This window comes from Halobellus captivus, assembly GCF_007655485.1.
GTDB classification, from domain to species: Archaea; Halobacteriota; Halobacteria; order Halobacteriales; family Haloferacaceae; genus Haloquadratum; species Haloquadratum captivum.
Genome location: NZ_VJXQ01000010.1, coordinates 1 through 11,811, shown reverse-complemented (window position 1 = coordinate 11,811; position 11,811 = coordinate 1). Strand labels below are relative to the sequence as shown.

Genomic DNA, 11,811 nt, shown 5'->3' with positions numbered 1-11,811 from the left:
CGCGGCGCGCAGTTCGGTGAGTTCTGGACGGCTGACGGCTGGGATGATAGCGGTCGCAACGCTGACCACGTCACGGTTCGGAAGACGGTCCGTCACAGTCTCGCCCGCCTCAAGGCCTTCTGGCAGTCTCACGGTGTCTGGCCCGACGCGACCCCACACGACGACACTCTCGAGATCGAGTACGAAGGCCCATCGCCGACCGATCTCGATAGTGCTGCGTGTACCGACTGCGGAGCGAACGTCTGGACGACCCGGCGCGGTCCCTTCGTCGCCGAGTACGACACCGGTGATACCTGTGGCTACTGCAGCTACGAGTGCTACTTCTCGCATCGGCACCGAAACAACCTCGAGGAGATCGCCGGCGAGCAAAGCGTCTACTTTCCGCCTACGTGACGCTACGAGCGGTTTGTCGCGCCCTCCAGAGAGGGCGAGGGCTCGATGGTGAGTCAGCAACAGCGTACGAACGACGTTTCGGTCGATGCAATTCCAGTCGACGTAGCGAACACGCAATCAGGCGAGGTCGATCCCGCCGGGGTGCCCGAGGAGATCGAGTCGATCACGCGTGGCCTCGCCGGTGAGCAGCCACCAACGAATCCGCTCGTCGTCCTGAAAGCAGCTCGGTGGTGGTATATCCACGGCAAAGGCGGAACAGACCCCGCGTTCCAGTGGGCCATTGAGTGGGTGCGACACCTCGCGACGGACACACCCAGCGACGTCGAGCGGTTCGACGCGTTCCTCGCGTATCTCGTTGCGGTCGGCTTCGCTGACGAGAAAGCAGCGCTCCGATAACCAGATTTCCCCATTCACACCGAGGGGGGCCGAACGAACACGATCACTCAAGCTGTGCCGGCAACGAGTGTAGCGGTCCGAGCAAGACCTACTTAGAATCGGTAGCAGGCGACGTCCTCGCCACCACAGGTCGGACACGTCTCGGCGTCGACCGAGAGGGTCGTGCCACAGTGGCGGCACTCATACAGCGTGGCCGTATCGGCCGTGCTGGTTCGGATGACCCCGCGAAGCACGTCGACGAGCCCCATACTCTCGACGGTACCTTCGCACCGTTGTTAATCCCAGCCTCCGACAGCGACCTCGATATACCCCTCTCAGCAGCGCCGTTGTTTGTTGTGCGCCCCCGAGGGGTGCGGCGCGTCTGAACTGACGCACTCGCCGTGAACTCGATTCGGTGAATACAATGGTTACAGCCAGTGAGCCGTCGGTCTCGTTCGAAGAGACCGACACGCGACACGACGAGATGCACAGTACCATCGAAGCCTGGATCGACGAGCTCGTCGACGACGTTGACGAGGCCCAGGCCAGCGAGGAATTTCAGGAGTGGCTCAACGTCCAGAGTCGCTTCCACGACTACTCCCATCGCAACACGCTGCTCATCAAGCTGCAGTGCCCCGAGGCGACGAAGGTCGCGGGCTACAACACCTGGCGGAACGAGTTCGACCGGTACGTCCAGGAAGGCGAACAGGCGATCTGGATCTGGGCACCCATTATTACGAAGCAGTGCCCCGAGTGCGAGAACTCACCGAGCTACCACGAGCAAAGCGACTGTGACTACGACGAGACACCGCCCGAGGAGTGGTCTAAAGGACTGGTTGGATTCAAACCAACTGCCGTCTTCGATGTGTCTCAAACCGAGGGCGAACCGCTCCCCGAGCTGGAAACCGAGGCAGCTGGAGACGCCGACGACCTGGTGCCAGCACTCCTCGATGCAGCAACTACGCTCGATATAGACGTCCGTGTCGTCAACGCTGCTGAGTGGGAGCATGGCGACGCAAAAGGCGTCTGCAAACACCGGAACCTCCACGAATGCCAACCCGTCGTCGAAGCGAAAGATAGAGCGAATCAGGCCGACCTCGCGGTGACGCTGATTCACGAGTACGCTCACGCGCTACTGCATTTCGACGTCGACGACGACACCGAGAGAGCGAAACGCGAAGTCGAAGCGGAAGCCGTCGCGTACATCGTTGGTCGGTTTCTCGGACTGGACACGAGCGGGTCAGCGTTCTACCTCGCCGCGTGGGAGAACGACGATGCGGAGGTGATCCAGGATCGGCTCGGTCGAATCAGTTCGACCGCCCAGGAGATTATCGGCATAGTTGCCGAGGACTGAACTCGTGGTCCGTTCCAGTTAACCAACAATCGGACGTTAATACGGGTCGTCGTTGGTTAAGTTTATCAGCGCCCGCCGAGGGGCGGAGGCGCACTCCCGTCTCCATCGACCCATGACCGACCAGTACCTAACTACCGTTCTCGAGGAGGCGGAACGAGTCGCAGAATACCACGACCAAGTCGCCCAGTCGACCGACCATCCGGAACACGAGTATCTCAGATACGCCGTGCTCCGACTGCTCGAAGGCGAAGCTGATGAAATGTCGGTGGACGTGCCACAGATCGACGGCGTGACCGTCGGGTACGGAGATGACGAGTCGATGTTCGACAGCTGGGGCGACGACGTCGAGTGGTGGGACGACGCCTCACCCCGAGAAGAGTGTACCCGTTTCCGAATCTTCTACCCCGACGAGTACGAGACCGTTCCGCGGATCATCGTCGACGTGATGGCTACACTCGGCGCGTGGCGTGTCTGGGCCGGCAGCGCCGCCGCCTGCGGCTCCTACGACCATCGTGAACGTCGCGAAGTGCACTATCTGTGGTCGGAAGGCCATCCGGTCGAAGACCTCCTGCAGGATCGTCTCCACGGTCCGGCTGCCGTCGCGCCTGACGGTGGACGAACTGGCGACGTTCGCGATCGAATGATCGTCACGGAGCACGCGAACCAACACGGCGAGTTGGAACCACGCACCAGACGCGCCGTCGACGAGGAGATGGCCGTCTCGCTGCTCGAAAAAGGCGGTCGCTACGAGGTGCAATCCGCGTCCGGGAGTTGGTACGAGGTCGACGTGATCAGCGAGTCCTGCACGTGTCCAGACTGGAGGAAACGAACGCCCGAGGGCGGCTGTAAACATCTCCGGCGAGTCGATCACGAGATCAAACAAGGGCGGGTTCCACGACCTGATGGACGGCTCCCCTCGAACTCGTAGGATCGTCCAGTGTTCGAGAGTCCTCGGGGGCTGTAACATCAGGTGAAACTCATTGATATAGAGTTTCGAGTAGTGTTACAGGTGCAGGAGAACCGTTGATAGTGATTTAACCAACAAAACTATGCCTTTTGCGTCTGTGTTGGTTAACACTGGTCAGCCCATGCCCTACGAGCCACCGACGCCCTCAGCAGACCTTCCCCCTGACGTCGTCGATACTCTCGACGACTACTCGCCCGAACTCCTTCGCCACATCGCGAGCTACGCTGAGAAACTCGCTGAATACCGTGAGCGTGAAGATCGCCTTGCTGAGGCGGAGGATGAAGACGAGATCGAAGAACGATCAGACGACCTCCCGGATCACGTTCCATCGAAGGCGACGATTACGATCAAGGAGATCAACGATAACCGCTACTACTACTGGCAGTGGCGGGACGGCGACAAGATCCGCTCTCAGTACAAAGGTCCCGTCAATCCCGGCGAATAGACGAGAGAACGTCACAGTCGGCTGCCCAGTTGTTCGGGGTGACACCCCATCTGCGAAGTGAAAGACGAGAGCTGTTAGCGCTCGGGTCGCGGGGCAGTCTCGTACCGTTCGATGTCGTCCGTCTTCTCAACCCGGTCATATATCTCTAGAAGCGTGTCTTGTGCCCGGAGGAGCTTGTGTTCCTCGAGGAACTGCCGACCACTTTCACTGAGCCCATAGAACTTGTACGGCAGGTCGTTCTGCCGGCGGTCCTCGGGCAGGAGCACCTCCATGACGATGCCGGCGTCGACGAGCTGCTGGAGGTGCTGGCGAATCGTCGTCTGACTCTTGTTCGGGTTGACGTAGTCGAGTTCCTTCAGTGTCGGCAGTTCCGACGGATGCCCGAGGATGTCCTGGAGGAGCGAGAACCGCGTCTCCTGGGTGACCACGTTGAGCCGCTCCCGAACGGACTCCAGGTCGCTTGGCGTGTGGTCGGACGTACTCATTACCACAGATTTCGAGTGTTGCGTGAAAAAGCGTTTCGCTCAAATGCGAATCGGTCTGTAGCGAATTGAATGAATTCCTACATGTCTGCGGTACCATCGCCATTAAAGAAGACTTGAGGTCGAGATCTCTGACGTCGGTTGAGTAGTTGGTGAGACGCACCCCTATCGACTTGTTCAACGAAACCACCAGCATACGGAGGGTCACCTCTATCGATTTGTTCAGCGGGGAGGCATACACGAAAGACTAGTATTGAACCAATGGGACGAAAATGCCGAAATCGAGTATAGAGTCGGCTCTATACACGATCGGCTGCATCTATCGCGACCGTGTCGATAAGACCACACACCCACCCCTATCGATTTGTTCTGGCGAGTAAGGGCGGGGAGGGGAGAGTTGATCACGAGGAACTCACGAGGATATGGCACATCTGGATGAGATCATTTAACCGTATCAGTCTTTATTAGCTCGATTTCTACTAGATTCGGTAGACTGGAGTAGCATTAGACAAATCGATAGCGGTGAGTGTAGAGTAGTTCACTTGGGAAACTGAGGGGATAGCAAGACGTCCCGCCCTGATACCTACAATATGCCTGAACCCACTGTTCGTCACCTGGTTTTCCCAATCCGTGTTTATATACTTGATCAGGAAAGAAATAGAGTGAAGGAGTGTAGTTAGGACAAGTCGATAGAGGTGTGTTCTACTAGCTAGCTAGAACTAGAACTAGAAAGAAGAGAAAGAGAAGATGAAAGCAGCTCTCGATTCCGTGCTATTCGTGACGGAGATGGACTGTTAGTCCGTTCGGGAACTCTCTCACCCCCACCCCTCCTTTGTGGTCAGAACAAATCGATAGGGGTGAGAGGGTGTTCGGGAGTTCTCCTGGATTGGTCCAGACGAAGGGTTCCTAACAAATCGTCGGGGGTCGCGGAAGACAGCGGTGTAACCCTCTGATATCCCGGTTCTGAACGCCGTACCGGTAGAAAAGAAATCGACAGGGGAATCTTTTAGTATCCTGATAGAGTGGGGTTCGGTATGCCCACGGATCCTGGTCCCGAGGAGACCCCTGAGTCCACGGGTTCTATCAAAGATCTCATTCTCGAGCAGGAGGAAGCCGCGAGTCTCATCAAGAACCGGTCGCTCCTCGAACCGAACGAGATCGTCGACGAAGAACGTATCGTCGGTCGTGACACCCAGCTCACTGATATCACTCAGCACCTTCGCGTTGCGATTAGTAACGAGCGGCCACCGAATCTTCTCCTCTATGGCCCTTCCGGGACCGGGAAATCTCTCATCATCAACGCTGTCTGCCAGAATATCGTCGAACTCTGTGAAAGTCGTGATATCCGGTTCGGCGTCATTCAGATGAACTGCCAGAACGTGGGGACCCTCGGCGCAGCCGTCTACGAACTTGCGCGAAAGGTGTCGAACGACATCGGAACGACTGTCGATGTCCCAGAGCACGGGGTTCCAAACAAGAAAAAATGGCGCGAACTCTACCGCCTCATCAACGAACACTACGATACAGTCGTGTTCATCCTCGACGAACTCGACATGCTCGTCGGTCGTCGCGATAAGGACGAACCAGCCTTCTCCCGACTTCTCTATCAGCTCTCTCGCGCTGGAAGTACTAACGAGATCACCGCCCAAGTCTCCGTGACCGCGATCACGAACGACACGAAAATGATGGAGAGCGTGGGAAGTCGAGCTCTCAGTTCGTTCACCCCCGAGGACGTTCACTTCAGTGACTACGACGCCAACCAGCTCCGGGAAATTCTCTGGGCTCGGGAAGATGCCTTCCACGAGGATGCACTCAGTGACGACGTCATCCCTCTTGCAGCAGCCTTCGCCGCGCAAACCAACGGGGACGCACGGAAGGCGATCGACCTGATGCGAACAGCGGGGTCGATTGCAGAAAAAACGGGTGCAAACGAAATCCGTGAAGAGCACGTTCGAGAAGCTCAGGATAAAGTTGAGAAGAACCGCGTGTTAGAGGTGACTCGTGGGATCAGCACACAGAAGAAGCTCTGTCTTTTCGCGACTGCAGCTGTAGCGTGTGAAACCGGAACTGGTGCAGCGATAAGCCCGATCGGATACCGAGTATATCAGTACCTGACCGGCACCCTTGATTCGGATCAGTACCACCAGGAGACGTACGTGAATAAGATGAAGGAACTCACGACGTATTCCTTGGTTGAGACAGAGCGGAAAAGTCAGGGGCCACACTCGGGCAGCTATCTCGAGTTCACGTTTGGTGAGAATCCGGAGACCATTATTGAGACGCTCCGGGAAGATTCGCGGCTAGACGACGTCCACGACGACGAACTCCGCACCGTCGTGAACGCACAGCTCAAAAAGTAGCTCATCCCTCGAACAAATCGATAGGGGCGAGGGTGTTGTCGACGACTCAGTTTCGTCGCTGACGTGAACAAGTCGATAGGGGTGGGTCCACACAGTTTGTTGGTCTCTCACACAACAAATCGATAGGGCTGCCCCTCCGCGATCTCGAGTCACCGGTATTCTTGAGAAGCAGTGGAGCCGCTCTCGATTCCTCCGGATCCAACACTCCGTATTTCCTGAGCGTAGGTCTTCCCGGCACCCCTCGTCTTTCGAGGAACTCTCATGGGAGACCTTCGTGAAATCTATATTACCTCTCTTGCTTGGGGCGGAATCATCCCAATCTCTCAAGCGAGCCATAGAGCTCTTCGTTCTGAATGTGGGTACAGAACTGCGCGCACAGCCGACAGCAGTCCGCGGCATCGGTGAACGTCCGGACGCTGGCGTCCCAGCGTGCGTGGACCGCCCCAAGCATGGCACTTCGAACCGATGGTTCGGTCGCGACCATCACCCGCCGCGTGCGCTCTGGTGGAGTCGCGTCGGCCGCCGGTCCCTGCATTCCGGCTGTCGACAGCAGATCTTCAAGGACGCTCCCGATCTCGATCCCGACGCCGAGATTATCGCCTACCTGTGGGGCGATGAAAATCGTCGCATTGCTGGCTTGCGCGAAGGCAATACTTTGTGTGGCGGCATCCATCTCATCGAGCGAGATCCCGACGTCAATCGCGAGGAAGGCATTGAAGCCACGGTCGCGAAGACAGTCTCGTGTCTCCTGGAGGAGGCGCAAGACCTCATCTTCAGCGTACTCGCCGCTGGCCTCGTCCCACGTCGCGAACGACGGGACGTCGGTTTCGACATCCGCGTCCGCCGGTAGCAGCGCGTCGACGTCGAACGTCCGGTACGGCCCCATCAGATAGACGAGAAACTGTTCGCGCCGGGCTGGAGTGAGGGCGTCCGAATCTTCAGTGGCCCGGGAGAGATTGTCGATAATCCGTTGCCGCATTCGAGTCGTCGATTCGGAACAGTAGTATATAAATATCGGTGTTCTCAGGAATATTCTAGTAGAGAACGACTAAGTATGTGGCGTCCCAACTCTCGAACCGAGGCATCCCTCAATGTCCGAAACCGATCGCCAGCCAACAGAGGACGTTCGCCAGCCGGAGCCGCCGCTCCCTGAGGAGAGCGGGCTGACGCTCGAGGAGTATCTCACGATGCAACAGGCGATCGGCCACCCGACGCGGTTTCGCATCCTGCGAACACTCGTCGCGAACGACGAACTGAGTGCTGCTGACCTCAAGGTTGTGGTCGACGTCGAGCCGCACAATTTCCACTACCACCTCGACGAACTGGTTGATGTGGGGCTCGTCGACAAGCGCCAGCGACGAACCGCTGACAGCCAGGGCTTTTACACGTACTATCGGCCAACAGCGATGGGACGCGGGATCCTCGAGCATGGTGTCGAGGAGTTGATGCGCCGTGAACGCGAGTTCAACGACGCCTATTCGTAAGCTGTCGTAGGGTTCTTTGCCCCCTGTCAGCGATCCTGTTACCCTTCGATATCTTCGCTGCGATTACCGTACCTCATAGTATTAACCAACAACTACGGTTTGTTGAGTCGAGATGTTGGTTAACCCTCTTTCGACGTGACGTTTGCAGATCCCATGTGGCCGTACGAACAAGAACACATCTTCTCACGTTCAATCGCGGTAGAACGGTGGCTTCACCGCACTACCCGTCAATACAGGAGGTCGCTGTCTCGTGCCGTTTCCATGGAGTTAAGTTCTCTACCAGCCGAGTATTGGACCATCGAATGGTCGAAATTCCGGACTCGCTTCGCTCTGTTTTCAGCGCGACTGTTCACGAACGGGACGGGACATACGTTGTCGAGGTTCCGTCCGGGGAGCTCAATCATGACACTGTCTCCCTCGGCGAAACGTATCGGATCGCTGTCTTCGACTCACCCACGACGGCGCAGGACGAGCACGAGCCCGCGTCCGCAGATCGTGCCCAATCTGACCGACAGCGTGGATCTTCTGGGCCGCCGGTTGAGGAGGGCGAAATTCGGGACGTGACAATTGAGACAACCGGCGACCAGGGTGATGGAATCGCGAAAGTTGACCGTGGATACGTTGTGATCGTTCCTGGTGGCCAACCCGGTGATGAGCCGACCGTCGAAATCGAGCAGGTTCAGGAGAACGTTGCCTTTGCCAGCGTCGTTGATATTGATCCGCGGGCTCTCTAAGCTGTTTCACCGCAGCTGTTCGACCTGATCAGACAGATACTGCTGGAGTGCCGTGACTGTCTCAACAGAGACAGCCGATGCCCCGAAATCACTCCGAGAGCCATGCTTGAGATCCTCGCCTCTAGTGACACCGAGATCGAGGTCGTCGTACATACGGTCAAGCATCGCGAGCGCCGACTGGAACTGCGCGTAGTGCTCGCGCATGTACTCGATCGTGTCCTCGCGCGGTATAACCAGGTAGCCTTCGACGTCCTCGATTTCGAGTGACGTCTGTGGATCGAGGACGATCTGCAGTGGTCCATCGATCTCGTCGCTGGGCTGGCGCTCGAAGGTGGTTGGTAGCCCGAACGATTCGAAGAACGTCTCCCAGGCGTCGACGTCTTGCTCGTGAACAGCGATGAAGAGCGGGTAGTCGTCGGGATCGCGGCTGACCTGGTAGCCGCCCTGTATCCAGACGTAGATGGTGTCGATCCGCGTGAACGCGAACGGCCAGTCACCGAACTGCGGGATGATGTATGCCTCCTCGATGGAGGGTGGACTCACGCCGGCGCTTGCCGCGACCAGCTCGCGCGCGGCTTCTCTCACGCGCTGGTCGACAACAGAGAGGCCGTCGTCATAGTGGACGTAGGTCTGCCGTCTTCGAGACGGTTGACGGCTTGTCTCACCGTCTCGTACGGTCTGTGGAGGTGCTGAGCGACACGCCGGATGGAGTCACCACTTTTGATGGCGAGGATGACCTGGGCTGCCGTGTCGTCGAGCACCTCGTACATCTGGTGGTTACCAATAATTCGGTAACAATTGAAAGCCTTACTAGATAGTTGGTTAGAGCGTATCTGGCTGAGTTCTACCACTCAGGTTTCTCCTCATGTACGGATGGACCATTCGTCTTTAGAGTTGGCAAGGATATGCTCACAAGTCTGTATATTGATGACGTCAAGGAACAGTTCGAAGCCAATTACGGAAGCGCATAGGTTCAGTTGTCGTACTGGATGCCCCATTCTTCAGCCATCTCGAAGACGTCATCGAGGTGTGCGAGGCCGTACACCATCGCGAACTCGCGAAGATCGGCCTTTGTGATGTTCGTGCCATAGCGGTCCTCGAACTCGGTTTGGGCCTTTCGGACAAGGTCGTCGACGTCCGGGTTGAGTTCGAGCGTGGTCCGGTCGCGTGCCGTCGACGTTCCATCTCGCCACGTCGCGTAGGGGACTGGCGGCGACTCGGAGTGATACTCCGGTTGCATGAGTGCTCTCGCGAGCTGCTCGTTCGAGTGCCTGCGGCCGGATTTAAGGTCGCTAATGTAGTCGACTCCGGTCTCGGATTCTTGTCCGACACCGGCTTCACGTAAGTCGTCGCGCCTCGTATTACTCGACGCCTGTCCAGTGGTCTCGTTGGTCGATTCGTCGTCCTCGACAGGCTGCGTGTCTTCCATGTCCATCTCTACTGATTCGTCGGCTTGAGTGTCGTCGCCTTCGTCATTTGTGTCCTCGAACGGGTTCTCCATATCGCCGCCTGACTCGAAGCTCATTGTGACACCTCAGCGGCGTCGGGACCGCCAGTTGTCAGCTGAGAGAGGTCGACTTCTCCCCAGATGTCGTTCCCGTGGAATAGATCTTCTCGCGGCCACCCGCCGTTAGGGAGGTCTTGGCCCGCGCGATGGTAGATGTACGATGCGAGGGTGCGGAACTTCGGCATGATGTCCGCGTTGTAGTCACGGATGCGGCCGTCCTTCAGCTGAGAAAACACCGTCTCGTAGTTCTCCTCGGCCTTCTCGAACGCACCGAGGTTTTTGAAGTAGACTGGAGCCGGATACTGCTCGTGAATCTTAGTGAGGTACTCTTTGTGAATCTTCTTTCCGGCGTCGACTTTCGATGGAACGACACCGCTTAGTGTGATGTTGATATCCATCTCTTCGGCGAAGTTGCGGGCGCTGTCTTCGACGCCGGCGATGCTCTCGATGCCGCCGCGCGTGGGTTCGGCAGGGATGAGGATGTTGCGGGTGGCGTAGAGGGCGAGATAGTAGCCTTCGTCGGCTTTCGCGTTCGGATCGACGAGCATGACGTCGTACTCGTCCTGAATGTCGTTGTCTTGGAGGACTTGGAAAAAGCGTTTGTATCGGGGATACTCCCACTCGGGGGGTTTGGACGCTTCGAGGTAGTCGGCGTGTTGGTCGAGGCGTTGGTCGACGCGGTTGAAGCGTTTGTGTGAGGGAATGACGTCGATGCCGTCGTCGGCCGTGCGAATGAGATCGCGGAACGGCCCTTTGCCCTGGTCAATGAGGTGGAGCGTTAGGTCGTCGGCGTCGGGGTTGTGTTTGTCTTCGTCGACGCCAAGATAGTTCGAGACGCTCCCATTTTGCGCGTCGAAATCCGCGATGAGGACGTTGAGACCGAGTTCGGCGTAGGCGGCGGCGAGATCTCTGGTGATCGTGGATTTGGATTGGCCACCACTCTGGTTATAGACGGTTATTGGTAGCATGTGCGCACCATCATCCGCATCGATAATAAGAGTTGCTCAGACACACACCACATTACTCACTGTAGCAACTACAGACCACACCTTATGACCATACTGTACGTTCATAATGACCGTTCACAATGGACGTTCATAACGGACTGCCACAACTGATGTATGTGGGTGAGTAAAGCAAAATTCGCCGGATGTCGGCACGCTAGGTAGAACAAGGTCGGGCCGTCGACCATTCTTCTCCCTCGATACGGAGAGAATCATTCAGCTACATCAGCTACCGACGCTCTGCATATAATCTCGTACCGTGATCGACGGGGCTCAGATGATCTCCCAGCCAAGAGTCCCCAGCCCCGTAATCAGTCGTGAAGATGTCAAGCAAGCCCATCCGCTATCTCTCTTGGACGGTTGATCCCCTGAGTTCGCCGAAGAAGACTACACTCTCGCGGCGTTGTGGGGCGGCAGAAAGTGAGATTTCGCCAATGTGGTCAATACAACCGTGGCGTGATTTCGCCAGAAATAGATGACACGATTGGGAAGGACAACCGACTCAGCCCCAGTATTTCCCGATTTAGCTTCGACAATGAATCCACCTTCCGGTTCCGATTTTGGTATAGCGGCATACGATTTATTATCAACTCAGATTCGATGATTGGTGAGTAGAACCCTTATATCGTAGGAATATCGGAGATGAGACTTCTTTCCCTATTGGTCGTGATTATACGGGTAATCACGACCACTTTGAAGTACCCCG

15 protein-coding genes are annotated in these 11,811 nt (G+C 57.0%); 8 read left to right on the top strand and 7 right to left on the bottom strand.

Annotation, left to right across the window (positions count from 1 at the left end):
- Positions 1-393 (top strand): DUF6610 family protein (locus tag FJT57_RS17130; protein ID WP_338035707.1); only part of this gene is annotated, 393 nt, incomplete at its 5' end.
- Between the two features lie 48 nt (positions 394-441).
- Complete coding sequence (locus FJT57_RS15985; RefSeq protein ID WP_123115217.1) at positions 442-789, top strand: hypothetical protein; 348 nt, start codon at positions 442-444, stop codon at positions 787-789.
- A 92-nt stretch (positions 790-881) separates the two neighbouring features.
- On the opposite strand, the gene FJT57_RS16775 is transcribed toward FJT57_RS15985, so the two are convergent.
- Positions 882-1,037, bottom strand: coding sequence for a hypothetical protein (locus tag FJT57_RS16775; protein ID WP_176329434.1), 156 nt, complete (start codon positions 1,035-1,037; stop codon positions 882-884).
- Between the two features lie 155 nt (positions 1,038-1,192).
- Between FJT57_RS16775 and FJT57_RS15980 the strand changes: the two genes are divergently transcribed.
- The 3 genes from FJT57_RS15980 to FJT57_RS15970 all read left to right on the top strand — a co-directional run bounded on the left by FJT57_RS15980 (position 1,193) and on the right by FJT57_RS15970 (position 3,534).
- Positions 1,193-2,122, top strand: a complete 930-nt coding sequence (locus FJT57_RS15980) for an ArdC-like ssDNA-binding domain-containing protein (RefSeq protein ID WP_123115062.1) — start codon at positions 1,193-1,195, stop codon at positions 2,120-2,122.
- Positions 2,123-2,234: 112 nt separating this feature from the next.
- Complete coding sequence (locus FJT57_RS15975) at positions 2,235-3,050, top strand: hypothetical protein (protein ID WP_123115061.1); 816 nt, start codon at positions 2,235-2,237, stop codon at positions 3,048-3,050.
- Between the two features lie 160 nt (positions 3,051-3,210).
- A complete protein-coding gene (locus FJT57_RS15970; protein WP_058365035.1) occupies positions 3,211-3,534 on the top strand; it encodes a hypothetical protein in 324 nt (107 codons plus the stop codon).
- Between the two features lie 74 nt (positions 3,535-3,608).
- Here the strand turns inward: FJT57_RS15970 and FJT57_RS15965 are convergent, their stop codons facing one another.
- Positions 3,609-4,019, bottom strand: a complete 411-nt coding sequence (locus FJT57_RS15965) for a helix-turn-helix domain-containing protein (protein WP_058365036.1) — start codon at positions 4,017-4,019, stop codon at positions 3,609-3,611.
- Between the two features lie 1,031 nt (positions 4,020-5,050).
- Here FJT57_RS15965 and FJT57_RS15960 point away from each other — a divergent pair.
- Positions 5,051-6,376, top strand: coding sequence for an orc1/cdc6 family replication initiation protein (locus FJT57_RS15960; protein WP_058365037.1), 1,326 nt, complete (start codon positions 5,051-5,053; stop codon positions 6,374-6,376).
- A gap of 310 nt (positions 6,377-6,686) precedes the next feature.
- Here FJT57_RS15960 and FJT57_RS15955 read toward each other — a convergent pair whose 3' ends face one another.
- Positions 6,687-7,355, bottom strand: coding sequence for a DUF7509 family protein (locus FJT57_RS15955; protein ID WP_058365038.1), 669 nt, complete (start codon positions 7,353-7,355; stop codon positions 6,687-6,689).
- Positions 7,356-7,467: 112 nt separating this feature from the next.
- On the opposite strand from FJT57_RS15955, the gene FJT57_RS15950 reads away from it, so the two are divergent.
- The gene (locus tag FJT57_RS15950) at positions 7,468-7,860 is read left to right on the top strand and encodes a winged helix-turn-helix domain-containing protein (RefSeq protein WP_058365039.1); all 393 of its coding nucleotides are present in this window, start codon (positions 7,468-7,470) and stop codon (positions 7,858-7,860) included.
- A gap of 302 nt (positions 7,861-8,162) precedes the next feature.
- Positions 8,163-8,594, top strand: coding sequence for a TRAM domain-containing protein (locus tag FJT57_RS15945; protein WP_123115060.1), 432 nt, complete (start codon positions 8,163-8,165; stop codon positions 8,592-8,594).
- A 6-nt stretch (positions 8,595-8,600) separates the two neighbouring features.
- Here FJT57_RS15945 and FJT57_RS17480 read toward each other — a convergent pair whose 3' ends face one another.
- The 4 genes from FJT57_RS17480 to FJT57_RS15930 all read right to left on the bottom strand — a co-directional run bounded on the left by FJT57_RS17480 (position 8,601) and on the right by FJT57_RS15930 (position 11,069).
- Positions 8,601-9,137: an RNA polymerase subunit sigma-70 gene (locus tag FJT57_RS17480; RefSeq protein ID WP_238994032.1), complete on the bottom strand. Its 537-nt coding sequence runs from the start codon at positions 9,135-9,137 to the stop codon at positions 8,601-8,603.
- Between the two features lie 38 nt (positions 9,138-9,175).
- Complete coding sequence (locus FJT57_RS17475) at positions 9,176-9,364, bottom strand: helix-turn-helix domain-containing protein (protein ID WP_238994031.1); 189 nt, start codon at positions 9,362-9,364, stop codon at positions 9,176-9,178.
- 203 nt (positions 9,365-9,567) lie between these two features.
- Positions 9,568-10,119 carry a hypothetical protein gene (locus FJT57_RS15935; protein WP_125919943.1) on the bottom strand — a complete coding sequence of 184 codons (552 nt, stop codon included), beginning with the start codon at positions 10,117-10,119 and terminating at the stop codon, positions 9,568-9,570.
- The gene (locus tag FJT57_RS15930; protein WP_058365046.1) at positions 10,116-11,069 is read right to left on the bottom strand and encodes a ParA family protein; all 954 of its coding nucleotides are present in this window, start codon (positions 11,067-11,069) and stop codon (positions 10,116-10,118) included. Before FJT57_RS15930 ends, FJT57_RS15935 begins: the two co-directional genes overlap by 4 nt.
- Positions 11,070-11,811: the final 742 nt, after the last annotated feature.